This is a genomic window from Cyclobacterium sp. SOCE241 (assembly GCF_056867545.1).
In genome coordinates this window covers 3,324,576-3,349,960 of record NZ_CP149779.1, presented here as the reverse complement: position 1 = coordinate 3,349,960, position 25,385 = coordinate 3,324,576, and the positions used below count along the sequence as shown (strand labels likewise).

Here is a 25,385-nt window from a genome sequence, read left to right as displayed (position 1 = left end):
AACTAGCGAAAATATTCTAAGAGGTAAAACCAAAAGGTTAAGGTGATTACAGAGAGTGGTATCCCAACTCCCACAAGAAGTGAAGCGAGCTTTGGGCGAAGGTTGTAATTGGTGGCAATAATTGATGATGTGATCATGGAGGCCATGGCCGCTTCCATGACACTTACTTTAAAAATTAAATTTTGGTCCGGGTTATCCGCCGGGATCCAATGATAAATGGCATATATTAAGGTAGGGATTAAGATCAGTTTATGGGCAAGTCCATACCAAAGGTAATTGTCTTTGATGTCTGATACTTTAATTTTTATTTGTAATCCAACGGCGATTAAAGCAATGGGGGTAAGGGTAGCAGAGAAACTCTCTAGTACTTTTTCAACTACACCTTTGATTTCAATTTGAAATATATTTAGTAAGAGCGCCAAAATAAAAAATAAAAAGGGAGGAAAGAGTAGCATTTGTTTAGAGATATCTCTTTTCCTCATTTTTTCTGAACCATAAAGAGAGGCTACAATGATGGCCAAACTACTGACTACCAAAAAAGAGCCGGTTTGATCAATAAGGACAGCTATTTTCAGCCCTTCAGCCCCATATATGGCTTCGATCACAGGGTAGCCTATAAACCCGGTATTGGAAAGACCACCGCAAATAATGAGACATCCAATTGTTTTTTTATCCCATCCAAAACGTTTACCTAAGTAGCCGAATAATATCCAAGTAATGGTGAAAATTATCCATCCCACCGATACGGGTAGGAGTAATTCCAGACCAAGATTTAATTTTGAAATGTGAAGTAATGAGACTGCAGGTAAAACCACATAAATCAAATAGGCATTCAATGCCTTAGGTGCTTCGACCGGGAAATTTCTGACTTTCTGAAGAATTAAACCAATTAGAATTGAGGTGATAACGATAAGTATGTTTGCCATAGTACTGGAGTCTTTGGGCCAAAGTGAAATCAGATCCGTAAACTAATTTTAAATAAAAAGGCCTGCAAAATTTTTCAAACGAATCCAAAATGGTTTCTCTTTTGATTAAAGTAATGCTTTAACTGTGGGTAAAGCGTGCTTTCCGCAACGGGAATGCCCAAGAGGGTATCGTTAATTGCTCCCATTTCCCCTTTCTTATTCACCTCCATTGATTCTATCAGTAGGATCAATTCCTGTAATGGCAAGGGATCTCTGCATTCACTGGGCTTTATAGAATAGTTATTTCCATAAAAATCGACTATTTCAAAATAAATAACCCCATCTACTGTAGTGGCAAAAATACAAATTTCTTCTCCCCATTGACTTTCGGGGTAAGTAAGCTTTGCTATTAGTGCATTGGCAGCAGTTTCATTGAAATACGTCTTTGGTTGAAAGTCAAAATTCATATTCAGGCAAATATATGTCATTTAACCGCTAAATCGAAATAAAACCATAGCGCTTATCAATAGATTTGAGGTTAAGAAAAATTTTCTTTTTAGTGCCTTGCAGTCGTAGGGCTTTGAATGGTATCCTTGAAGTCTATGCATAAATTCAAACTTGTTTTCACCTATAAGAAGCTTGATGCCACGATAGACGATCAGCTATTTCATACTAAATAGTCCTAGGCTTTTACAAAAAATAGCAATTATTTTCTTGGGCTTAGTGGATTGATAGGATTCTTGGTTACAAAAGCTTGAAATATATTGATTTTACCAACAATCAAATTGAAAAGACAATTGGATTATACATTGTTTAAGAGTAATTTTGGCATTCGAATTAGAATCAAGTCTGATTTACATTCTTTCTACGTAAGTAAGGAAGGGTGTAAACTCAGTGAATAGAACAGATCATTACATGAAAAGAGATCAATTAATATTTGACCTGATAGCAAAGGAGGAGGACAGACAAAAAAGAGGAATAGAGCTGATCGCCTCTGAAAATTTCACTAGTAAGCAAGTTATGGAAGCTGCAGGAAGCGTGCTTACCAATAAATATGCTGAAGGTCTTCCCAAGAAACGGTATTATGGCGGCTGTGAAATAGTGGATGATATTGAGCAGATTGCAATAGATAGAGCCAAAGCTCTTTTGGAGCAACCTGGGCTAATGTTCAACCTCACTCAGGAGCACAAGCCAATGCAGCTGTGTTTTTAGCTTGTTTAAAAGCTGGAGATGCCATTTTAGGTTTTGATCTTTCGCATGGTGGCCACCTTACTCACGGCTCACCGGTGAATTTTTCCGGAAAGCTTTACGATCCTCATTTTTATGGTGTGGAGGAAGAAACAGGCGTGATCGACTATGCTAAAGTTGAAGCGCAAGCCAAAGTAGTTAATCCTAAATTATTGATTTGTGGCGCGTCTGCCTACAGTCGTGATTGGGATTACGAAAGGTTAAGGGCCATAGCGGATGAGGTAGGAGCAATTTTACTTGCAGATATTTCACATCCTTCAGGACTTATAGCCAAAGGCTTGCTGAATGATCCACTGGAATTTTGCCATGTGGTAACCACTACTACTCATAAAACCCTTAGAGGGCCTAGAGGTGGTTTGATTCTAATGAGAGAAGATTTTGATAATCCATTTGGTCTTAAAAATCCAAAAGGAGAATTAAGGAAGATGTCAGCATTATTGGATTCAGGGGTATTCCCGGGCACACAGGGAGGTCCATTGGAACACATTATTGCTGCCAAAGCCATTGCTTTTGAAGAGGCACTTTCTGATGAATATTTGGAATATATCATTCAAGTAAAGAAAAATGCTGCAGTGATGGCTGACGCATTTGTTGAAAAAGGTTACCAATTGATATCAGGAGGTACAGACAACCACCTTATGTTGATTGATCTTCGAAACAAAGACCTAACAGGCAAAATTGCAGAAAATACACTTGGTAAAGTGGATATAACCATTAATAAAAACATGGTTCCATTTGATACTAAGTCTCCATTTGTAACCTCCGGTATGCGTATTGGTACTGCAGCCATTACTACACGTGGGCTAGTAGAAGCAGATATGTTGAAAATTGTGGATTTGATCGATCAGTCACTTATGAATCATGAAGATGAGGCAAAGCTAGCAGAGATTAAAGCGACTGTTAACGACTGGATGGTTCAATTTCCTTTATATTAAATTAAAAATAAGTGGCACTCGATCAATATAACGAAGAAGAGGAAGACGAGAATGGCATGTCCTTCTTGGATCATTTAGAACAGTTGAGATGGCATTTACTGCGATCGATATCAGCGATTCTAATTTTCATGGTCCTGGCATTTCTTTCCAAAGGGTTTGTGTTTGGTCAGGTAATTCTTGGTCCTTCAAAAGTAGATTTTGTGACTTACAGGATGCTTTGTAAGTTATCTGAACTATTTTATCTTCCTGCCCTTTGTATTGAGAAGCTTCCCTTTATCATTCAAAGCAGACAAATGACGGGGCAGTTTTCCATGCACATTACTTCCAGTTTGGTGGTAGGCTTGATTGCTGCTTTTCCTTATGTGTTTTGGGAAATATGGAGATTTATTAGTCCTGGGCTGTATGCCAAGGAGCGAAATGCTGCAAGAGGAGCAGTTTTCTTTGTAAGTTTACTGTTTTTCATGGGCGCGAGCTTTGGGTATTTTATTTTATCTCCACTATCAATTAACTTTCTTTCCAACTACCAGCTTGACCCTTCTATTGCGAATGAGTTTGATATTACATCTTATGTATCAACCTTGTCCATGTTGGTGTTGGCCTCTGCGGTAATGTTTCAACTTCCTGTTGTTATCTATTTCTTAACCCAGGCCGGACTTGTATCTTCGGCAATGCTTAAGGCATACAGAAGGCATTCCATAGTGGTAATTTTGGTATTGTCTGCAGTAATCACTCCACCGGACGTGATCAGTCAAATATTGATAGCCATGCCTATCTTGGTGCTTTACGAAGCAGGTATTATTATCGCCAAACGTTTGGAAAGAAAGCGCAGAGAAGAAGAACTGGAAGACGAGTTATAAATCAATAGTTATGTCAGAAATAATCGCTATAGGAGGTGACCATGCAGGATTCACCTATAAACAAAAGTTGATAGAAGTCCTCCAGAAAAAGGCTATGAAGTAAAGGACTTTGGTCCTTTTTCTGAGGGGTCAGTGGATTATCCTGATTTTATCCATCCCTTGTGTAATGCAATTACTTCAGGAGAAATGAAACGTGGGATAATCATCTGTGGCAGTGGCAATGGAGTGGCCATTACTGCCAATAAACACCAAGGAATTAGAGCGGCCATTTGCTGGAATGAGGAATTGGCAGCCCTTTCAAGGCAACACAATGATGCAAACCTTATTTCTATTCCTGCAAGATTTGTAAGCTTTGAACTTGCAGAGAAAATGGTAGAGACATTCCTTACTACAGCGTTTGAAGGAGGAAGACATGCCCGAAGAGTGGACAAAATTCCCTGCTAATAATAAAATAAAGATTTCAGGTTTATTCCTGATTACCCCTATATATCAGACCATTATTAGATCTGGTGTATAGGGGTTTTATTTTTGGAAGATCCTTGACCCAATCATCGAATACACCGGCCTCATCAATAATGATTGTCGGTTGCTCTTTTTTAAGGTCTCGGTAAAACCTTGTCTTTCTTTGCATTTGCCCCATCTTTTCAAAATAGATTTCCGTAAGCCTAAAATTAAGGTATGGGCTGGCCATGTTTGTGTGCTGATAGGGAGCTAGGTCATTACCCAAAACCATTACTTTCTCATTGTCAGGAATACCGTAAGACCCTACGTTTTCCAGTTTATAACTGCTAAAAGAGTTGTCGTTAAGCAAATAGAAGGTCCAACTGTATCCCATTAAAGGGAGTATTAGGAATAAACTATATCCCAATACGTTTTGCACAAGTTTGGTTTTTGCAATGGAGAAAAAATGTGTGATAAAATAAGTCAAAACCGGAATGATGCTAATAAATTGGAAGGGACTAACCCTATCCATTAAAAAAAACATTCCTATATTAAAAATAAGGAAAAGCAAAAACAATTGATTTTGTTTTTGTTGATTGACTGTCAACCTTCTTAGGATATTGTTTTTCAAATATCCCATGATTGCGATGAGTAAAGGCAACATAAATATATAGCCGAGATCTTTGTAGGTGACATGGTAGATTTTTTCCAGCTTTAAGGCTAGCGTAAAATACATTTCTATAAAGTTTGATAAGGCGTCATGCCAAAAGAAAAACAAGGCACAGAAGGCTGTAGGTAATAAAAATGCTGTCAGAATAAGTGCGAGTTGTTGAAAGGAAAATCCATTTATAAGTAATCCTGAAAAAATTAATAGGGGTAAAAATAATAGGTAAGGAAAATGAAAACAAAAGGCAATTCCCGCATATATCCCCATAAGTAGGACAGAAGGTACGGTGTTTGTATTGACTGAGGTTTGACTTAATAATTTTGAAAGGGCCAACAGAACAAATGTGCTCCCCATTAAAGCAGGGGAGAGGGTCATGAAGTCAAAAGAAAGCTGGTACAACAACAGCATAAAAAATGCCGGGAGATAATTGGATTCATCATAAGCATTGTTTTCAATGAACATATGATTGGTATAAAATACTTGGAAAAAAATGATGGCTGATGCAATCATACGGAAGGAGAGCCATGAGTTAGAAAATAGGATATCATTGAACCAATAAACCATAGCTGATAATGGACCGGTATTGTCAATGATAGCCACATAGGGTATATCTCCTGAATTGATTTGTTGCCCTAAAAGTTTCCAGATAAATTCCGGTTGCAATGTAGGAATCTCCATTAAATAGTAGGGTGTTTGTAATAGAATGAAAAGGATTAGAATTCCTATCATTCGAAACGGGTCATTAATTTTGAAAAATTCCAGCAAGGTCTATATTTATTTTAAACTCAATTTACGAAATTAAAGGTTACCCGTATATTTCACTAAATTTGTAACGATTAAATATTTAAAAATGGAAAGTAAAAGACAACAAAAATATTCTAAGTTGATCCAAAAGGAGTTGGGCGAAATTTTTCAGAAAGAGGGAAGGCCTATTGTGGATAAGGCGATGGTCACAGTGACCCGTGTTTTAATGAGTCCTGACTTGGGATTGGCAAAAATTAATTTGAGTTTCTTGTTGGCTGATCCTGCAGAATTGATTGATAAAGTGGATGATAACAAGAGCCAAATCCGAAAATTTTTAGGGAGAAGAATTGGTAAATCAGTAAGGGTTATTCCCGAATTGGCCTTCTTCTTGGATGAGTCTGCTGCGTACGCTCAACATATGGATGCTGTGATCTCTAAACTTGACATCCCCGAAGCCCCGGAAGAAGATGAAGATGACGATGAAAACATTTAGTTGTAAGTATGGGTTAATATTTTCATTTTTAAGAATGTTATTGAAAAATCAACAAGGCTAATTAAATCAAGCATTGAATCTCTCCTATTTTATAGCATCAAGGTATTTTAAAAGTAAAGCCAAGAAAAATTTTATCACCGTTTTGTCGAGAATATCGATGGTAGGCGTTGCTGTGGGGACCATGGCCTTGGTGGTAGTGTTGTCAGTCTTTAATGGCTTAGAGGATTTGATCAAAGGCTTGTATGCCTCCTTTGATGCTGATCTAAAGGTGATGCCGTTGGAAGGCAAGTCTTTTGAAGTAGATGATGTCTTTATTGAGCAAATTGAAGCCATAGAAGGCGTGGAGATTCTAACTGAAGTAATCGAAGACAATGCATTGGTACGATACGGAGATCATCAGGTGGTGGCCACATTAAAAGGAGTTTCAGATAATTTTATAGCACAAGATAGGTTTAAAGCAGGCTATCTTAGTGGGGAAATGAGCTTGGGAGAGGAAAAGAAACCAAGGGCTTTGATTGGGCGAGGGCTGTCATATTTTTTATTACTTAACCTGGATAATGAATTTGAGCTGATCCAGGTGTTTTATCCCAAGGATCCGAAGTCAGGAAGCTTGACCCCTCAAGTATGTACAATAGGGAAGTGATCCAGCCTGCAGGTATTTTTAGTGTTGAAAAGCAAATCGATGATGAATATTTGATCGTTCCTTTGAGCTTTGCTTCCAAATTATTGGAGTACGGGAATCGAAGAACAGGTTTGGAAATAATGGTTTCTCCGGATTACAATGTTCAAAAAGTGAAGACCGAACTTAGACAATTACTAGGAGAAGCGTTTGTAGTACAAGATAGTGATGAGCAACACGCAAGTCTATTGATGACCATTAGGTTGGAAAAACTATTTGTGTTCCTTACCCTTACTTTTATTTTGGCCGTGGCATCCTTCAATATATTTTTCTCATTGAGTATGCTTGCTATAGAGAAGAAAAAAGACATAGCCGTTATTTTGGCCATGGGAGGGACAAAGAAATTGATACGTTCCATCTATTTAAAAGAAGGTGCAATCATTGCTTTTTCAGGAGCTTTGGTTGGCCTGGTTTTAGGATTTTTGATTTGTTGGGTCCAAGACAATTATGGATTGGTATCGCTGGGTGTGACTTCGTCGGTGGTAGACGCTTATCCTGTGAAAATGCAATGGACAGATTTTTTATATACAAGTGTTAGTGTAGTAATAATCACCATCATAGCCTCGTATAGACCGGCTTTGATTGCATCTAAAGTGAAGACTACCCTTCATCTGTAAGGTTTAAATGCAGTATTTATTTATTTCTTTTAAATAATTCTGTAATTTGCAAACTGCCAATTTTTAAAAAAGCACCATTTAGTTTAAATCTTGTTTTAATGAAAGTAGCTTCAGATAAGCCATTTGAAATCGTTTATTCCCTATTTAACCACGAGTTATTGGGGATTCTTTTGAATCTTTTGCTATCCAATTGGATGAGAAAGGAAGATTGTCATTTGCTTACCAGAATATTTCTTATCAAAATGCAAGAGAGTTTGGGGAAGGGCTAGATGATACAGACTTGGAATTAATTAAGCTGATGGATAGCATGCAGCAGGAAGCCATTGTCAAAAAGTACAATGTAAAAAATACCAAGCCTAAAGAGTTTTTAAGGAAGGTATTTGATAAAGATCATGTGACCCAGTCTAACAAGGAAGTTCAGAAACTAATAGAAGGTAAACTTGAAATTACAAGGGCCAAGATTTTGGATAAAATCCAAAACAAGCGGCTTTTTGAAATGGGAAATGATGGAAATCCTGTATGGAAAGAAATAGCCATTATGCCTGAAAAAGCTTCCGTATTATTTCATTTTAGAAGAAATGAAGAAAATACCCACTACTTTCCTACAATAAAATACCAAGGCGAAAAGTTGGAGTGGCAGTATAAAGGCAGTTATTTAATTTGCCACCAACCTGCTTGGTTGGTAGTTGATTCCATGTTAGTGAGCTTTGAAAAAGCTGTAGATGGGAAAAAATTGAGGCCTTTTTTAAACAAAAGGTTTATTGTCATTCCCCGAAAAGTCGAAGATTCTTATTACCGGAAGTTTGTCACTCAACTTGTTGCTTCATTCGATGTGTATGCCAAAGGGTTTGAAATAAAAGTAGCACGAGACAATCCTGAACCTGTATTGTATCTGGGCGAGTTGCCAAGGAATCCTACAGTGGATATGTTTGGAAAAAGATCGCTGATGAAGATGAAGAAAAAATGGTATTTGATCTAAGGTATCATTATGGAGATTATTCTTTTAGAGCAGACCAGGTCAAACCTACCAATGTTGAGATTGAGAAAATTGGTGATGAATATGTCTTTTATAAAGTTGTCAGAAATTTAAAAAAGGAAAGCTTCTACGGAGATTTTTGAAAAACAATGGACTGGCAGTTCGTGTAGGGAGACAGTCAATGCCCAAACGGGAAGCCTATGATTGGATAATTAATAATAGACCCCAGCTGGAAGATTTGGGAATAAAAATTAAACAAACAACCAGCGACAGCGGAAAGAAATATTTTATGGGTACCGCCAAGATTTCTGTTAATATAAAAGAGAAAATTGACTGGTTTGATGTAGAGGCAGTCATATCTTTTGGTGACTATGAAATATCCTTTCAAAAGTTCAAGAAGTTATTGCTTAAGGGGAAGTCAGAAATAGAATTGCCAAATAAAGAAGTTGGGATCATTCCAAAATCATGGTTTGTGAATTATGGGGAGATTTTTTCATTTATTGAAGACGAACAGAATGAGGATGGGAAATACAAATTAAAAAAACACCATATAGCCTTGGCACAAGAGCTGGAAAAGGGAAATCTGCTTAAACTCGGTCTAAGTGAGAGATTAAACAAGTTAAAGGACTTTTCTACAATTGACGATTATGAATTGTCTAGCTATTTTAAGGGAACCTTAAGACCCTATCAAAAAGCAGGGTACAACTGGATGCGATTCCTCAATGAATACAACTTTGGTGGTTGTCTGGCAGATGATATGGGACTGGGTAAGACCGTTCAGACATTGGCCTTATTGGCCATGGAGAAGGAGCGCTCGGAAGGTACTACCTCATTGCTGGTTATGCCAACTTCCTTGATTTACAACTGGGAGCTTGAAGCAAGAAAATTTACGCCCAAATTAAAAATATTAATATATACAGGAACCCAGCGAATTAAGGATTGTAGGCTTTTTGAACGCTATGATTTAGTGCTTACTTCCTATGGAATTACAAGATTAGATATAAACATTCTCAATGAATTTTATTTCAATTACATTATTCTCGATGAAAGTCAGGCTATAAAAAATCCAGACAGTATAATTTCCAAGGCTGTGATTCAATTGAAAAGTAACCATAAACTAATACTAACGGGTACACCCGTGGAAAATGGGACAATGGATTTGTGGTCACAGATGAATTTTATTAATAGAGGTCTTTTGGCAGGGCAAACAGCTTTTAAAAAGCAGTTTTTATTGCCCATTGAAAAAAAGAACGACAAAGATAAGATTTTGAAACTCAATGCCATGATCAAGCCTTTTATTTTGAGAAGGTTGAAATCTCAAGTTGCTACAGATCTGCCAGAAAAAGTAGTAAACGTGAAATATTCTTCAATGACTCCTGATCAAGAGCAGGCTTATGAAGATGTAAAAAACTATTTTAGAGAGAAGATTATTGATGAAGCCAGTATGTTGGGTAAATCCCAAAAATCCCTTACTTTATTGCGTGGACTAACTCAATTGAGGCAAATGGCCAATCATCCTAAAATGGCCGATGATAATTATGCTGGAGATTCGGGGAAATTGGAAGACATTTCTCATATGGTGAAATCTACTGTCAGTGAAGGTCATAAAGTGTTAATATTTAGTCAATTTGTAAAGCATCTTGGCATCGTTAAGGAATTTCTTAAGGATGAAAAAATACCTTTCGCCTATCTTGATGGAGCGACAGTAGATCGGCAAAAGGAAGTGGCTTCCTTTCAAGAGAACCCAAATATCAAAGTTTTTCTGATTTCATTGAAAGCAGGAGGAGTAGGGCTTAATTTAACAAAAGCAGAATATGTATTTTTGCTGGATCCTTGGTGGAATCCTGCCGTAGAGGCCCAAGCCATTGATAGAGCACACCGAATAGGACAAAAAAATAAAGTGATTATTTATAAGTTTATCACCCGTAATTCTGTTGAAGAAAAAATAATGGAACTTCAAGAGCGGAAAATGGCCCTTGCAGGAGAGCTGATTAGTACCGAAGAGAGTTTTATTAAAAGCTTGAATCAGGAGGATATCGTTGCTTTACTTGACTGATAATCCTTAGTTAATAAATAAAAATTCAATCACAATAGCACTATAACAAAATGCATACAGCCATTTTAATTGTACAATGTAAGGATAATAAAGGTATAGTTGCCGCCGTTTCCCAATTTCTATATGAGAACAATGGGAATATATTAGCTGTAGATCAGTACATTGACGAGGAATTAGGTGATTTTTTTATGCGTGCTGAGTGGGAACTGGAAACTTTTGCCATAGAAAAAGACTCCATTTTAGAAGAATTTAAGAAAAATGTAGGGTTCAAATATGAAATGCAATATTCCCTGTCATTCAATTTCCCGAAACCTAAAATGGCACTTTTTGTTTCTAAATTGTCTCATTGTCTTTTTGATATATTGAGTCGGTATTATTCCGGACAATTCAATGTGGAGATTCCTTTGGTTATTTCCAATCACCCGGATTTAGAGCCTGTAGTGAAAGCTTTTGGAATACCTTATTATCATTTGCCTGTTACCAAGGAGAACAAGTTTACCCAAGAGAAAAGACAGCTTGAGCTTATGAAAGAGCATCAAGTTGATTTTGTTGTTTTGGCCAGATACATGCAGATTTTATCCGGCGACTTTATTAAAAACTTCCCCAACAACATTATCAATATTCACCATTCATTTTTACCTGCTTTCGTAGGGGCAAAACCCTACCATGCAGCCTATAAGCGAGGGGTTAAAATTATTGGCGCTACTGCCCACTACGTTACCGAAGAACTAGATGCAGGACCTATTATTGAACAGGATGTAGCTAGGGTTCGTCATCACAATACGATTGACGAATTGGTGCAAATAGGTCAGGATGTGGAAAAGGTCGTGCTTTCCAAAGCTATCAAATACCATTTGGCAAGAAAAATTCAAGTGGTGGGCAATCGCACAATTATTTTTAACTAATCTAGGCAATAAAGGATTTTTAATCCGGTGCCAAAATTTATAGCCCTTTGGGAGTGCCCTGTCTGAAATGCCATAGGGCATTTTTATAATTGCTCCAGTTCTACAAGTATATTCCCACTTTCATCTTGTAAAATGAGTTTACCTGCGTAATAGGAGTATTGCTTACTGGATTCTAGATTGGATAAAAACCTTTGTTCCAATTGCTCAAGTTTACAGGACCTATTGTCTGTGTATAAAGTCGAAAACTGAATCTGTTCCTGATTGTAGGTCGCTCCTCCCCTAAAATTGTTGCAGCCTGCAAATCCACCGATTTCTTTTCCATCTTTAAACTCTAAAGAGAGTTTTGCCAATTCACTTTTGCTTGCAGGAGATCCGGAGAGATCTGTAACCTTCCAGTCATGATCAGCTAATTCTACAGGTTCTGAATGGCATGAAAATAAGAAAACAGCTATTAATAGAACAAGACTCGATTTAAAATATAAATTCATTGTAAAATGGGTTTGGTTATACATATGGGATTAAAATCCACTTTTAGTATACTACCACAAACACCATTCTAAAAATGAATTATGTAACAATTTTTCTTGGAATATCATGAGGAAGTCTGGTCAATAATTCATAATTGACTTGTTGGGTGGACTCCCCAAAAGAGGCAACAGTAATTTCATTTCTTTTTTGGCGGCCGATAATCACAACTTCGTCTCCCTTATTTACTTTTTTAAGGTCTGTGACATCTACAGAGATGGTATTCATGGTAACATTACCAACCACAGAAAGCACCTTTCCATGTATTAAAACCTTCCCCAGATTACTTAAACTTCTACCAAACCCGTGGCAATACCCTACCGGTACCTGAGCAATAAGCATGTCCCTAGACGCCATATAGCTGTTACCATACCCTATAAAATCACCTATTTTAATTTTTTCAGACTCATAACTCGGCTTTTCCAGCTAATGAGCCTCCTGAGCGGATTCTTTTTGTTTGGTGCCAGTTGCTTAAATTTAAACATATAGGTCTCCTGACTTGGCCAAAAACCATACTGTGCAATTCCAATTCTCACCATATCCATGATGGTTTCGGGGTAACTTAGTGAGGCTGCTGAACAAGCAGTGTGGTAGCGATCAAAGTGAACCCCCTTGCTATTGAACCAATCTTTGAACTTATGGTATTGCTTGATCTGATTCTGTATCCTAACATAATTGGCGACACTTTCTGCTCCGGCATAGTGGGTGCATAGACCGCATAGTTGTAAGTGATCGCTATTTTCTTCCAAACTAGCCAATAGTTCTTCCTTCTCGTCCCATTCAAAACCGGTTCGATGAAAACCTGTTTCCACCTCAATATGAATTTTTGCTTTTATTCCCAGTTCTTTACTTTTCTTAATGGCTGCTTCCAGTCTATCCATTTCAAAGCAATAAAAGCTTATTCCATTTTCAATTAAATAGGGGAGGTTTTCATTTTCTACCATCCCCATTACCATAATCTGGCTGTTCTTTTTCGAGGAATTTTTAGCCCTGATGGCCTCATCTGTACTAAAAGCACTAAAATGTCTTATGCCTACATTTTCAGCGATTTTTACGATGTTTTCTATTCCGTGACCGTAAGCATTACCCTTAATTACTGAAGAGATCGTTACATTATCACCTATTTGACTTTTTATAAACCGTATATTATTACTATATGCACTTTTGCTAATCGCTAGGAATGAGGTGTGCTCCATTTTTTAATGATTTAATCTTTGAATAATTGCGCAAAATATATCGACACCTATAGGTAATAATTCATCAGGGAAGTCATAGCTGTTTTCATGTAGCTGGGGATGATTTTTTCCCGAGCCTAGACCAAAAAGATAGCTTTGGGTAGTAGCTGATAAAACTCCAAAATCTTCAGACCACCTAAACGGTTCATTAGCATGTCTTTTTGCTAATTTCAAATGCTCTACTGCTTCATTTACCAATTCTCCGGCATCTGTATCGTTTTCCACCACTTGAAACTCTTCAGTGAAACTGATGGAACATTTTAAACCTTGGTCTGCAGCTATTTTTCTTGATATTGAACAAGCCCTTTCCGTCAAACTTGTCATGATATCATTGTCAAAAGTCCGAAGGGTAGCCATCACTTTGGCTTCTCCGGGTGTGGTGCCAAAAGCTACTTCACCCAGTTGGGCATGAATAATAGTCACAAGAGAAAAGCCAGGCATCTGTTTTGGGAGCTCTTGTAATCCAGAAATCAACTGACAAATAGCATTTGCGGGACTTATGGCATCCTCCGGGTGAGCGGCATGACTTGTTTTGCCCTTTAAAGCAATGATCATGCCTTTGGAAGCAGCCGTAAATGCTCCTTCTTTTAATACCACTTCTCCCAAAGGATATCCGGGAAGGTTATGCAATGCAAAGGCATAATCCGGCTTTATTTTTTGATAGTGTGGGGACTCGATAACTTCTTTTGCCCCCATACCTGTTTCTTCTGCAGGTTGGAACAATAAGATTACCCTTCCTTTTTTTGGTCTTTGCTTACTTATTGTCAAGCCAATCCCACAAAGTATGGCCATGTGACCATCATGTCCGCAAGAGTGTGCTACTCCCGGAATATTGCTTTTATAATTAAAGTCGTTATTCTCAGTAATAGGTAAAGCATCAAGCTCAGCCCTGAACAGGGTGCTTGGTCCTTTATCTTTGCCATTGAACACTATGGCCAAACCATGTGTGCCCAAGTCTTCTACAATTTCATCCGGTGATAAAGCTTCGAAATAGGACTTGATTTTACGGGAAGTGTATTTTTCCTTTCCTGAAATTTCCGGTGCCTGATGCAGCTGTTTTCGAAGTTTGCTTATTTCTTTAATTATAGAATTCATTATGTGTTTTTCTATTGACATTCTCAGCTTGAAATCCAAGCCATGCTGTTGGGTCCGGGCAGTTTTTTTGTACCAATCTTTTTGTGAGCTTGAGCATACTCCCGGATAGTCTCCTGATTCTCCTTTTAAATTTTTTATCAATTGAAAGTGCAGGTGAGGAGGCCAGTTCCCATTTTCAAAGGACGATCCTAAATGTCCAATTTTTTCGCCTTTTTCAAAGATCTGCCCCACTTTTAAATGTTGCAGGTCTATATGACTTAAATGTCCATAAAGACTGTAAATTAATTCCCCATGAAATGAATGCATGAGTATTATTGTAGGACCATAATTGCCATAACCTTTATTGTCTCGGAAACTGTGAAGGGTACCATTTATCGGGCAATGGACTGCTTTTCCGGAAGTAGACCAAATGTCTATTCCTAGGTGGATGTTTCGAAATTTACTTGCTGAACTGTCCTCAAAAACCCTGCTTCTTTGGTAAATGTTACGCATTTCTAAATACCCGCCGATGCCATACACTTTTTTGTTTTGGACCAATTGGTTGTTGATATAATGCTCAAAAGCATGGGTGTCTAAAAGATCAATTTCCTTTAACTCCAAATTGGTTGTACTCATGTCTAGCGAAATGGTGTTGTTTCCATTCAACTCTTCTCCCATGATAGGGTAAAATTCCAGGTGATTTATTGACATATTGCTTAAATAAAATGCAAACCTAAGTCAAAAATTTTTTTCAATATAGGGAATATAGTTTGTTGCAAAATGGCAGTGGCCATTTTTCTTCCTTTTTGATATTCCTTGTAGAATAATTGTCTGTTTTTTAGATTATATGCAATTTTGGAAGATGAAGAAACAGCCAAATATAACAGCCAAAAGTATTCGAGAAGCAAGAGAAAGAATTGATCATATGGTTCATTATACGCCTGTTTTGCATTCTGAAGCTATCAGCAAAGTGGCAGGGTGTGATTTGGTTTTTAAATGTGAAAACTTTCAAAAAGTCGGTGCTTTTAAAGCAAGAGGAGCAGCCAATGCCGTGCTTAAAATGTCTCCCGAGGAAAGGAGGAAGGGAGTTGCCACCCATTCTTCCGGTAACCATGCTGCAGCCTTGGCTCGAGCTGCACAGGTTGCAAATATTCCATCCTATATCGTGATGCCTTCAAGTGCCCCACAGGTAAAAAGAAATGCAGTGGAGGGTTACGGTGGAATAGTAATTGAGTGTGAACCTAACTTAAAGGCAAGGGAAGAAGGTTTAAAAGCTGTGGTAAACCAACATGGAGCCACTTTTATACCTCCCTATGACCATCCCGATGTGGTGGAAGGTCAGGCTACTTGCGCCTTGGAGCTTTTGGAGACTTATCGTTCTCTAGATTTTTTAATCGCCCCCGTCGGTGGAGGTGGTTTATTGGCGGGTACGGCATTGGCTACAAAATTTTACTCACCAAATACCAAAATCATTGGGGCAGAACCAGAGGGTGCTAACGATGCAAAGATGTCATTTGAAGCCGGTTATAGAATTCCTGTTCAAACACCTAACACCATTGCTGATGGTTTGCTTACTTCATTAGGAAAGTTGAATTTTGAAATTATCTTCAAAAATGTTGACTATATACTTACAGTATCAGACCAAGAAATCATATCAGCCATGCGCCTGATATATGAGCGTATGAAAATTGTGATTGAACCAAGTAGTGCTGTGCCTTTGGCTGTTGTTCTGAAAAATAAAAATCTATTTGCTAATCAAAATGTGGGCATTATCCTTTCAGGAGGTAATGTAGATTTAGCCGGCTTGCCTTTTAAATCTTCTTGATTTAAGGAAGGTACAGATCAGCCAAAGTTTTCACTACACGGTCAACTTCAGCTTTTGTGTTAAAGCGACTAAATGAAAACCTAACGTTTTCTCTTTGTGGATTTGTTCCGAGCGCATTCAGTACATGTGAGCCTAATTGAGCCCCACTAGAACATGCAGATCCGCCCGAAACTGATATCCCATTTAGATCCAGATGAAACAAAAGCATGCCTTCGTTGCTCTCAGATGGAGGGAAGCTTACATTTAACACGGTATACAAGCTCTCATCTAGATTACCCGATAGCCCATTGAAAGTTACTTCCGGGATGGCTTTTATTATTTGATTTTTAAAGTATGTTTTTATCCCTAGGATCTCCTCAGCGTGGGCCGTTTGGTTTTCATAAGCCAGTTCAAGGGCTTTTGCTAAGGCAATGATCCCCGCAACATTTTCAGTTCCTCCTCTAAAGCTTCTCTCTTGTCCGCCACCAAAAATAAAAGGGTCAATTTTTTTATTCTTGTTGATGTAAATAAATCCTACTCCTTTTGGTCCATGAAATTTGTGTGCCGAACCCGAGAGAGAGTGAATTGGTAATGTTTTTAAATCAATCGGGTAATGCCCCATTGTTTGAACCGTGTCCGAATGAAAATAGCTGCTGTGCTGTTCACACAGTGCAGCTATTTTCTTTATGTCATTTAGATTTCCGATTTCATTGTTTCCATGCATTAAACTCACCAAGCTATTGGGTTCATTTTCCAATAGCATTGCCAATTGTTCCATATTTAGTCTGCCTTGGTTATCACATTCCAGCAAGCTTAACTTTAAGTTTTGCTTCTTAGCAAGTTGTTCTGCTACATGCAAGACAGCATGATGTTCAATGGGTGAAGTGATGATATGTTTTATATTATAGGTGGCTATTGCTCCACAAATAGCCATATTGTCAGCTTCTGTGCCACCTGAAGTAAATATGATTTCCCTGGGCTGACATTCAGTAAACCTGAAATTTTTTTTCTGGCTTTTTCCAATGCAGCTCTAGCATCTCTCCCATGACTATGTACAGATGAAGGATTGCCGAAATTATGCTTAAGGTAAGGTAACATTTCCTCAAGCACACGTTCATCTATAGAAGTTGTTGCTGCATTGTCAAAATATAGACTAGCCAATTCATTCATGTTTAGTGTATGGATAGTTTCAGATTATTTTTCTGAAATTATCTCTTTAATATCTAGGATAATTTTATTTGCCAAGTGCTCAGCGGTTGCTGAGGTGCCGGACTCAGAATAGATTCGTATTATAGGTTCTGTATTAGATTTTCTTAAGTGCACCCATTCTTTATCAAATTCTATTTTCACCCCATCAATGGTATTGATTGGATATTTTTGGTATTTACGCTGAATTTTCTCCAAAATGCTGTCTACATTGATTGATGGAGTAAGTTCAATTTTATTTTTCGAAATAAAATATCCCGGATAACTTGCTCTTAATCTGCTTGCAGATTTACCAAATTTTGCCAAATGAGTTAGGAATAAACCTATACCCACCAAGGCGTCTCTTCCATAGTGAGATTCAGGATAGATTACTCCACCATTACCTTCACCTCCAATGATTGCATTGGTGGCTTTCATTTGGTTGACCACATTTACTTCTCCAACTGCTGCTGCATTGTATTCTCCTCCCCTAAGTTCAGTTACATCTCTTAAAGCTCTTGTGGAACTAAGGTTTGAGACAGTATTTCCTTTTTGTTGCGACAGAACATAATCTGCCACTGCAACTAGTGTGTATTCTTCTCCGAAAAAGCTACCATCCTCATTTAAAAAGGCCAGCCTATCTACGTCCGGATCTACTACAATTCCAAGATCAAAATTTCCATTCTCCAATTTTAAGGAAATATCTCTAAGGTGTTCTGGTAATGGTTCAGGGTTATGAGGGAAGTCACCATTTGGTTCACAGTACATTTTTTCTATGACCTCTACTCCTAAGGCTGTTAATAACTTAGGTATGACCAGCCCCCGGAAGAATTGACACAATCAATGACTATCTTAAATTTTCTCGCAGCGATGGCAGCAGGGTCAACGAGTTTTAAGTCCAATACATGTTGGATATGGATGTCCAAGTAATCTTCTCTCTGAGAATAATTACCTAATTTTCTTACCTCTGCAAAAGTGAAGTCTGCATTTTCAGCCTTTTCTAATACTTCTTTGCCTTCACTATCTGAAATAAATTCACCTTGCGAATTGAGAAGTTTTAGTGCATTCCATTGAATGGGATTGTGGCTAGCAGTAATGATTATTCCACCTCCAGCGTTTTCTCTAGGTACAGCAAGCTCCACAGTTGGAGTCGTACTCAAGCCCAAGTCAATGACATCAATCCCTAATCCTTGTAGGGTGCTTGCCACTAATTGAGAGACCATCTTTCCGGAGATTCTGGCATCTCTACCCAATACAATTTTTTTGTTTGATGAATTTTCTAAAACCCAGGCACCATAGGCAGCTGAGAATTTCACAATGTCTATAGGGGATAGTCCATCTCCGGGTTTTCCGCCTATAGTTCCTCTAATACCGGAAATCGATTTAATTAATGCCATTGAAAGAATTTAATGGAAGGTTATAAAAATGAGTATTGGATGATTGTTCTTATTTAAATTTAGCCATGACCTTGTCTACCTCATTGTCAGGGTTGCCACAAGAGCTACCGTCGTCTACTTTTTTACCGCAGTAGCCGCAAGTTTCCCCCTCCTTATTCAAATAGGGGTTTTGAGAGGCACAAGTGCCTTTAAATTGTCCGTTTTTTAAGAATATTAACCTTACAGACATTAAAATGAAAAATAATGCCAGGAATGCCAATGTTAAATATACAGTTGTCATATCAATTTTATTTCTGCAAATTTACGTAATACTTTCAAAACGTATATACCGAAATATAAGTTTCCTCCCTTTTATATGAATAATCCGAAAAAAGGAAAGAGCAGTTAGCTGCTTTTGACAAGCTATTGACCATCATGGACGAACTTCGTGAAAAATGTCCTTGGGATAGAAAACAAACCATTGAGAGTTTAAGGCATTTAACCATTGAAGAGACATTTGAGCTTTCAGATGCCATCTTGAACAATGATTTGGAAGAAATTAGCAAAGAACTAGGTGATATATTGTTGCACATCGTCTTTTATGCGCGACTAGGTGACGAGAAAAAGCCTTTGATATTGGGAAAGTGATTGGTCAGTTAAATGAAAAATTGATCCGAAGACATCCTCATATTTACGGAGATATTTCAGCCGATGACGAAGAGGCTGTAAAACAAAATTGGGAAAAAATAAAACTGAAGGAAAAAGGAAATACCAGCGTATTAGGGGGAGTTCCTCGGTCTTTACCGGCCTTGATCAAAGCCATGCGTATCCAAGAAAAAGCCCGGGGGTTGGTTTTGATTGGGAAGAAAAACAGCAGGTGTGGGCTAAGGTTGAAGAAGAGATGGGGGAGTTTAGAGAGAACTTTGATGCCACAGATGAAGTCCCTGTCAATCAAGAAGAGGCCACCAAAGAATTTGGGGATCTCTTATTTTCTTTAATTAACTATTCTCGGTTTATAGGTGTAAATCCTGAGGAAGCTTTAGAGAAGACCAACAGAAAGTTTATCTATAGATTTCAATACTTAGAAAATGCTGCTAAGGCTTCAGGAAAAACCTTGGGCGACATGAGCCTGGAGGAAATGGATACCTATTGGGAAGCAGCCAAAAATGAGGAGAAAAATAAGTGATTTAAAAGAAAATTCTGATCAGGGAGTTATCCACTTTTTATGCTTAGATTAAAATAAATAAAATATACTTATTTTAAGTTTTCCACAAATCCTTGATTTTATTAATATCTATAACTTACTCATTGTCAAAAGTATAAGGCCTTCTTATTGAAGTGTGTGGATAAGTCTAACGAAATGTGGATAAATTTTTCTTGCTTTTTGATTCTTCAAATGCGTTGAAATCAAGCTGTTTTTGTCTTGTTTTATTCAATGGGTTTCAGACGAGTACCATTCGTTTTTCACTGTTGATTTCCCCATGATTTAAAATCTTCTTTGGTTTATGAGCTTTAGTGCAAAATGAGTAAACTTAGACAAGGGGAGGCTTGATAAATTAGTTGTTTAAAAGGTACCTTTGATTCGTAATGCTTGGATTGAAAGCTTTATAATGTTATAGATTGCCATGCAATAGACAATCAATTGTCTGCAGGAATCACTTGGAAATCTGCCCCTTTAAGCTGTTTTTAATTTCAAGGTAGCGGAGATGCTATGCGATTGTTCCAAGGCAGACCTGTTTTCTTGTGATTTGAAGACTCCTTGAGAAAGCTTGGTACAAGCATTACGAATTCTATTATATCTTAAAGGTCAAACAAATTTTAATATCTCCTCAATATATTCCCTATTGTTAGAAAGTCTAGGGACTTTGTTTTGACCACCCAGGCGCCCTTTGGATTTGAGCCATCTTGTAAACAAACCTTCAGATGCAAAATGGATAATAGGTAGTTTTAATACCATATCCTTATACCTTTTAGCGTCATAGTCCGAGTTGACATTACGTAATTCCTGATCTAGCCTTTGAAGAAACTCATCCTTGTTATTGGGTAACTTGACAAATTCAATAATCCATTCGTGGGTGCCTTGTTCGTGATTGCTGTCAAAATATACCGGGGCAGCTGTGAAATTACTGATGGTCGCTCCGGTGGCATTGCAGGTGATTTCCATGGCTTTTTCGGCATTCTCCACAATTAGCTCTTCCCCAAAGGCATTGATGAAATGTTTGGTTCTACCGGAAATCTTTATTCTATAAGGATTAATTGAGGTGAATTTTACCGTATCTCCAATTTTGTATCTCCACAATCCCGCATTGGTTGAGATTAGCAATGCATAGTTTTTATCCTTTTTCACTTGATCTAAAGGGATAATTTCCGGGTGCTCGTTTTCTATGTCTTCCATGGGGATAAATTCATAAAAAATCCCATAATCAAGCATAAGTAGTAATTCATCAGAATCTTTTTGGTCTTTGATGCCGAAAAAACCTTCAGAGGCATTATAGGTTTCCATATAATGCATGTTAGGGCTGGGGATGAGGCTTTCAAAAATGTTTTTATAGGGGCCAAAGGCCACGGCTCCATGAAAGAATACTTCCAGGTTTGGCCATACCTCCAAGATGTTTTTACTATTGGTTTTTTCAAGTACTTTTTTAAGTAGGACTAAGGTCCAGGTGGGGACTCCTGTAAGGCTGGTGACATTTTCCTTCAGGGTCTCTTCAATCATTTTTTCAATTTTCGCTTCCCACTCACTCATCAAGGCCACCTCTAAACTAGGTGTTCTGGCCATTTGAGCCCATACCGGTAGGTTTCTTGTGATTACGGCTGAAATGTCTCCCGAAAAGCTATTTTCATTGAAGTCAAGGTTGTTTGTTTGCAAACTTCCCCCAATGGTAAGGCTCTTCCCGGTAAATAATTTGGTTTCAGGGTAATTGTTGATATAGAGGGAAAGCATATCTTTCCCACCTTTAAAATGGCAATCTTCCAGACTTTCCGGGGAGACCGGGATAAATTTGCTTCGAGAAGATGTGGTGCCGGATGATTTTGAAAACCAATGGATAGGTGTAGGCCACAATACATTTTGTTGGCCTTTCATGGTTTGCTCGATATAGGGTTTTATGGCCTCGTAATCATGAACAGGCACCCATGCATTATAATCTTCATAAGCAGAAATTTTCCCGAAATTATATTTCTTTCCAAACTCAGTATGTTTTGCCGTATGTATTAACTTGAATAAGATCTCTCTTTGCGTTTCAAGTGGGTTGTTTTTAAATTTTTCGATCTGGCCTATACGGTTCTTTAGGATCCAGGTCATAAAAGTATTGATCAATTCCATGGTGGAGGTGTATTCCGTTTTTATATTTTTCTTTTCAGCTCGAAATTTTTTCCCAGATAAACTTTCCTAACTTGCTCATCGGCTGCTAATTCTTCAGCGGTTCCTGCTTTCAGAAGTTTCCCTTCAAACATTAAGTAAGCACGGTCTGTAATGGATAAGGTTTCATTCACATTATGGTCAGTAATGAGGATGCCAATGTTCTTGTTTTTTAATTTGGCAACAATGCTTTGGATTTCTTCAACAGCAATTGGATCCACGCCGGCAAATGGCTCATCGAGCAATACAAACTTAGGGTCTACAGAAAGTGCTCTGGCAATTTCTGTACGTCTTCTTTCACCTCCGGAAAGCACCATGCCCAAATTCTTTCTTACATGGGTTAGGCTAAACTCTTCCAATAGCTCTTCAACCTTTTCCTTTTGAGCTTTTTTAGGAATATTACTCATTTCCAAAACAGCCATGATGTTTTCCTCTACTGTAAGCTTCCTGAAAACAGAGGCCTCCTGGGCAAGGTATCCTATACCTAGTTTGGCTCTTTTGTACATGGGCAAGGGGTAATGTCTTGGTTGTCCAGGTAAACTGTTCCCCCATTGGGTTGTACCAATCCCACTATCATATAAAATGAGGTGGTTTTCCCTGCTCCATTGGGGCCTAAGAGTCCCACTATTTCTCCTTGCCCTACTTCTACGGAAATGTCGTTAACTACCTTCTTTTTCTTGTAGATCTTAACAAGGTGCTCTGCCTTTAATATCATGTTTAATCAAATTTGATATCCTTAACGTAAAGTTGCAAACTACTGGTATTTCTAAATGTGTTTTCTCGTATTTCAAACGCTATATTGAATCGCATTTTGCTATTTAATAAGTCGAAATAATCGGCAAAGCCAAATCCGATGCAAACAGGTTTAGTGCTCTGTCCATCTTGAATAATGTCAAAACGTAAATGTTTGTCCTTAAGCACACGTACATTTTCAGCAAAGACCTGATTGGCACAAAAAACGGGTTCCGGATTCCCCGGTCCAAAGGAGTCATTTGTTTGAGGATATTATAAAACCTATAGTTGATTTGATCTAAAATTAATTCATCATCTATCTCCAAAATCGGTTTCATGTGGATTTCAGATACCCTATTGCTTACCACCGATTCAAATTTCGCTTGAAATGCAGGGACATTTGCAACAGATAAAGTGAGACCGGCAGCATATTTATGCCCTCCAAATTGTTCCAACAAGTCACTACACTCTTCTATGGCTTCGTAAATATTAAAATCATATACAGATCGAGCACTGCCTGTTGCCTTATTGTTGGATTCAGTAAGAATGATGGTTGGGCGATAGTATTTTTCAATACAGCGTGAAGCTACTATGCCGATTACTCCTTTGTGCCAGTCTTCTTTAAATAAAACTGTACTTTTAAATTCTCCTTCCAACTCCCTTGTTTCAATCATTTCTAATGCCTCACGAGTGATATTCTCATCAAAATTTTTTCGTGCGGCATTAACGTCTTCAACAAGTTCTGCCCGTCGAACAGCCTCGTCGAGATCTTTAGAAATGAGGAGTTCTACTGATGCTTTGGCATGTTCCAGCCTTCCTGAGGCATTGATCCTTGGGCCAATTTTAAAAACAATGTCTGTAATGTTTATGTCTTTTTCTAATTTTCCTTTTAAAATAAGCGCTTTTATTCCCGGTCTGGGGTTATTGTTTAATCTTTCAAGCCCAAAGTAAGCCAGGATTCTGTTTTCTCCGGAAATGGGAACAATATCAGAAGCAATACTGATAACCAGCAAGTCTAGGAAAGCGTAAAGGTTATTTTGATTTCTTCCTGTAAATTGAGAGAAGGCTTGAATGAGTTTAAAGCCAACTCCGCAGCCACTTAATTCTTTAAAAGGATAGGAGCAGTCTTTTTTTTTAGGGTCTAAAACAGCAATAGCTCGTGGGAGGGTTTCTCCGGGAGTGTGGTGATCACAAATAATGAAATCCACACCCAGTTCATTGGCCAAATCAATTTTATCTAAAGCTTTGATCCCACAGTCAAGCGAGACCACCAAGCTGAAATTATTTTCGGCAGCAAAGCGAACTCCTTTTTCAGAAATACCATAACCCTCCTTGTATCTGTCCGGAATATAAAAAGCTACATTAGAATAAAACGATTGAATAAATCCATAAAAAAGAGCCACAGAAGTGGTTCCATCTACATCGTAATCCCCATAAACCAGTATTTTTTCATTTTTCTCAATTGCTTGATGTAACCTTTGAACGGCCACATCCATGTCTTTCATGAGGTAGGGGTCATGTAATTTATCCAAGTCAGGTCTGAAAAAATCCTTGGCTTGTTGAAAATCAGCAATGCCACGGTTTACCAGCACATTGGCAAGTGTTGGGTTTACATTTATTTCATTGCTTAGGTGTTCTACTAATTCGGAATTTGCCTTGTCTTTATGTTTCCATCTATAGTCCATGGCGCGTAAATTACAAAACAAACAGGCGATTCAACTAAAAAACACCTTAATAATTTTAATATAAATTGCTCATTTTACTTAAGGTCCATACATTGAGTGCATTACCAATTATTCAATGACTTCTGAAAGTACTTCCTTAAGAGCGACTCTCTTCCCGTCTTTGTAGGGTACAATCCAAGCCTCCTTTACCCCGATTTTCCGGAGTTTCTTCTTGAACAGATCCGCCATGTCGTAATCTCTAAATTGGCCCAATATATATTTAATATAGCCGTCCTCATCGATTATTTTCATGTCGCTGCCATTCTCAGTAAGGTCCCTTAAATCAAGCTCGTCAAATGCAGCCAGTTGAACTTTAAAAACAAGTCCTTTATTCCACTCATCGTTGAGCGTATTTATATTTTCGCTAGACTCTTGGTTTTGTTCAGTACTTAAGCTGATAACTTGGCGGGCGAGCCTGTCAATTTCATTTTCTTTTATGTTGATTTGTTGCTCGATATAGGATATTTTTTCCAAAAGGTTGAAATTTTCTTGGGATAGTTTTTTTTTCCTCAACCAAAGCTTTAAATGCCTCAGGGCTCATCTCTTTCTTTTGTTGTTCCCAAGATTTGTGCTCTTCTTTTGTTAGCCCACCTACTGTCTTAGAAGAACAGTTGAAAAAAACTGTAGCGGTAATTACTATTAGTAATGTTTTGGTAAAAGTCATTTTAATGCACATTTAAAATCCCGTAATAATGCTAAGGTATAGACAGGCATAAGGTACAAAAAATTAGCCATTATCCTTTCCTTCCTTAAAAAAATCATAGCACCCCGTTATTCAATCTTACTATTGACTGGGGTGCTATAATCAAGTATTGGGTTAAACTGTTGTATTACAGTTACCTATTT

Annotated in this window: 13 protein-coding genes and 10 pseudogenes; 9 read left to right on the top strand and 14 right to left on the bottom strand. The window is 37.9% G+C overall.

Annotated elements, in window-relative coordinates; translation table 11 throughout:
- Positions 1-2 precede the first annotated feature (2 nt).
- Positions 3-926 carry an AEC family transporter gene (locus tag WG932_RS16685; protein ID WP_149392053.1) on the bottom strand — a complete coding sequence of 308 codons (924 nt, stop codon included), beginning with the start codon at positions 924-926 and terminating at the stop codon, positions 3-5.
- Positions 927-1,000: 74 nt separating this feature from the next.
- Positions 1,001-1,372 (bottom strand): hypothetical protein, encoded by a 372-nt coding sequence (locus WG932_RS16680; RefSeq protein ID WP_014019172.1) that lies wholly within the window; start codon positions 1,370-1,372, stop codon positions 1,001-1,003.
- A 448-nt stretch (positions 1,373-1,820) separates the two neighbouring features.
- Between WG932_RS16680 and WG932_RS16675 the strand changes: the two are divergent.
- The 3 genes and pseudogenes from WG932_RS16675 to rpiB all read left to right on the top strand — a co-directional run bounded on the left by WG932_RS16675 (position 1,821) and on the right by rpiB (position 4,389).
- Positions 1,821-3,088 (top strand): annotated as a pseudogene (locus WG932_RS16675) (serine hydroxymethyltransferase).
- Positions 3,089-3,099: 11 nt separating this feature from the next.
- Positions 3,100-3,945: a twin-arginine translocase subunit TatC gene (tatC, locus tag WG932_RS16670; protein WP_014019170.1), complete on the top strand. Its 846-nt coding sequence runs from the start codon at positions 3,100-3,102 to the stop codon at positions 3,943-3,945.
- Positions 3,946-3,955: 10 nt separating this feature from the next.
- Positions 3,956-4,389: pseudogene (gene rpiB / locus WG932_RS16665) on the top strand (ribose 5-phosphate isomerase B).
- A gap of 22 nt (positions 4,390-4,411) precedes the next feature.
- On the opposite strand, the gene WG932_RS16660 reads toward rpiB, so the two are convergent.
- Positions 4,412-5,731, bottom strand: a complete 1,320-nt coding sequence (locus WG932_RS16660; RefSeq protein WP_483084734.1) for a hypothetical protein — start codon at positions 5,729-5,731, stop codon at positions 4,412-4,414.
- A 172-nt stretch (positions 5,732-5,903) separates the two neighbouring features.
- Between WG932_RS16660 and rbfA the strand changes: the two genes are divergently transcribed.
- From rbfA to purU, 4 genes and pseudogenes are all read left to right on the top strand, one after another.
- Complete coding sequence (rbfA, locus tag WG932_RS16655; RefSeq protein ID WP_014019167.1) at positions 5,904-6,290, top strand: 30S ribosome-binding factor RbfA; 387 nt, start codon at positions 5,904-5,906, stop codon at positions 6,288-6,290.
- A 73-nt stretch (positions 6,291-6,363) separates the two neighbouring features.
- Positions 6,364-7,586: pseudogene (locus WG932_RS16650) on the top strand (FtsX-like permease family protein).
- A gap of 98 nt (positions 7,587-7,684) precedes the next feature.
- Positions 7,685-10,618: pseudogene (locus WG932_RS16645) on the top strand (DEAD/DEAH box helicase).
- Between the two features lie 50 nt (positions 10,619-10,668).
- Complete coding sequence (gene purU / locus WG932_RS16640) at positions 10,669-11,523, top strand: formyltetrahydrofolate deformylase (protein WP_149392050.1); 855 nt, start codon at positions 10,669-10,671, stop codon at positions 11,521-11,523.
- 83 nt (positions 11,524-11,606) lie between these two features.
- On the opposite strand, the gene WG932_RS16635 is transcribed toward purU, so the two are convergent.
- The 3 genes and pseudogenes from WG932_RS16635 to WG932_RS16625 form a co-directional block, all read right to left on the bottom strand.
- The gene (locus WG932_RS16635; protein ID WP_149392049.1) at positions 11,607-12,011 is read right to left on the bottom strand and encodes an META domain-containing protein; all 405 of its coding nucleotides are present in this window, start codon (positions 12,009-12,011) and stop codon (positions 11,607-11,609) included.
- Positions 12,012-12,090: 79 nt separating this feature from the next.
- Positions 12,091-13,244 (bottom strand): annotated as a pseudogene (alr, locus tag WG932_RS16630) (alanine racemase).
- A 3-nt stretch (positions 13,245-13,247) separates the two neighbouring features.
- Positions 13,248-15,068, bottom strand: a complete 1,821-nt coding sequence (locus WG932_RS16625; protein ID WP_483084733.1) for an amidohydrolase — start codon at positions 15,066-15,068, stop codon at positions 13,248-13,250.
- Between the two features lie 151 nt (positions 15,069-15,219).
- Between WG932_RS16625 and WG932_RS16620 the strand changes: the two genes are divergently transcribed.
- On the top strand, positions 15,220-16,182 hold the full coding sequence (locus tag WG932_RS16620) for a pyridoxal-phosphate dependent enzyme (protein ID WP_483084732.1): 963 nt from the start codon (positions 15,220-15,222) through the stop codon (positions 16,180-16,182).
- A 1-nt stretch (position 16,183) separates the two neighbouring features.
- Here WG932_RS16620 and WG932_RS16615 read toward each other — a convergent pair.
- The 3 genes and pseudogenes from WG932_RS16615 to WG932_RS16605 all read right to left on the bottom strand — a co-directional run bounded on the left by WG932_RS16615 (position 16,184) and on the right by WG932_RS16605 (position 19,023).
- Positions 16,184-17,331, bottom strand: a pseudogene (locus tag WG932_RS16615) (cysteine desulfurase family protein).
- A 24-nt stretch (positions 17,332-17,355) separates the two neighbouring features.
- A pseudogene (glmM, locus tag WG932_RS16610) lies at positions 17,356-18,743 on the bottom strand (phosphoglucosamine mutase).
- Positions 18,744-18,792: 49 nt separating this feature from the next.
- A complete protein-coding gene (locus WG932_RS16605; protein ID WP_014019156.1) occupies positions 18,793-19,023 on the bottom strand; it encodes a hypothetical protein in 231 nt (76 codons plus the stop codon).
- A gap of 134 nt (positions 19,024-19,157) precedes the next feature.
- Between WG932_RS16605 and mazG the strand changes: the two are divergent.
- A pseudogene (mazG, locus tag WG932_RS16600) lies at positions 19,158-19,908 on the top strand (nucleoside triphosphate pyrophosphohydrolase).
- Between the two features lie 621 nt (positions 19,909-20,529).
- On the opposite strand, the gene WG932_RS16595 reads toward mazG, so the two are convergent.
- The 5 genes and pseudogenes from WG932_RS16595 to WG932_RS16575 all read right to left on the bottom strand — a co-directional run bounded on the left by WG932_RS16595 (position 20,530) and on the right by WG932_RS16575 (position 25,203).
- On the bottom strand, positions 20,530-22,047 hold the full coding sequence (locus WG932_RS16595; protein ID WP_149392044.1) for a GH3 auxin-responsive promoter family protein: 1,518 nt from the start codon (positions 22,045-22,047) through the stop codon (positions 20,530-20,532).
- Between the two features lie 20 nt (positions 22,048-22,067).
- A pseudogene (gene lptB / locus WG932_RS16590) lies at positions 22,068-22,798 on the bottom strand (LPS export ABC transporter ATP-binding protein).
- 2 nt (positions 22,799-22,800) lie between these two features.
- A pseudogene (gene recJ / locus WG932_RS16585) lies at positions 22,801-24,500 on the bottom strand (single-stranded-DNA-specific exonuclease RecJ).
- A 108-nt stretch (positions 24,501-24,608) separates the two neighbouring features.
- Positions 24,609-25,013 carry an SPOR domain-containing protein gene (locus tag WG932_RS16580; RefSeq protein WP_483084731.1) on the bottom strand — a complete coding sequence of 135 codons (405 nt, stop codon included), beginning with the start codon at positions 25,011-25,013 and terminating at the stop codon, positions 24,609-24,611.
- Positions 24,964-25,203, bottom strand: coding sequence for a hypothetical protein (locus WG932_RS16575; RefSeq protein ID WP_483084730.1), 240 nt, complete (start codon positions 25,201-25,203; stop codon positions 24,964-24,966). The genes WG932_RS16580 and WG932_RS16575 overlap by 50 nt, the downstream gene beginning before the upstream one ends.
- Between the last annotated feature and the right edge of the window lie 182 nt (positions 25,204-25,385).

Excerpts from the sequence above, each read along its gene's own strand:
- WG932_RS16685 (WP_149392053.1), bottom strand. The coding sequence starts at position 926 with ATGGCAAACATACTTATCGTTATCACCTCAATTCTAATTGGTTTAATT.
- WG932_RS16680 (WP_014019172.1), bottom strand. The coding sequence starts at position 1,372 with ATGAATTTTGACTTTCAACCAAAGACGTATTTCAATGAAACTGCTGCC.
- WG932_RS16660 (WP_483084734.1), bottom strand. The coding sequence starts at position 5,731 with ATGGAGATTCCTACATTGCAACCGGAATTTATCTGGAAACTTTTAGGG.
- rbfA (WP_014019167.1), top strand. The coding sequence starts at position 5,904 with ATGGAAAGTAAAAGACAACAAAAATATTCTAAGTTGATCCAAAAGGAG.
- purU (WP_149392050.1), top strand. The coding sequence starts at position 10,669 with ATGCATACAGCCATTTTAATTGTACAATGTAAGGATAATAAAGGTATA.
- WG932_RS16635 (WP_149392049.1), bottom strand. The coding sequence starts at position 12,011 with ATGAATTTATATTTTAAATCGAGTCTTGTTCTATTAATAGCTGTTTTC.
- WG932_RS16625 (WP_483084733.1), bottom strand. The coding sequence starts at position 15,068 with ATGTCAATAAATCACCTGGAATTTTACCCTATCATGGGAGAAGAGTTG.
- WG932_RS16620 (WP_483084732.1), top strand. The coding sequence starts at position 15,220 with ATGAAGAAACAGCCAAATATAACAGCCAAAAGTATTCGAGAAGCAAGA.
- WG932_RS16605 (WP_014019156.1), bottom strand. The coding sequence starts at position 19,023 with ATGACAACTGTATATTTAACATTGGCATTCCTGGCATTATTTTTCATT.
- WG932_RS16595 (WP_149392044.1), bottom strand. The coding sequence starts at position 22,047 with ATGGAATTGATCAATACTTTTATGACCTGGATCCTAAAGAACCGTATA.
- WG932_RS16575 (WP_483084730.1), bottom strand. The coding sequence starts at position 25,203 with ATGACTTTTACCAAAACATTACTAATAGTAATTACCGCTACAGTTTTT.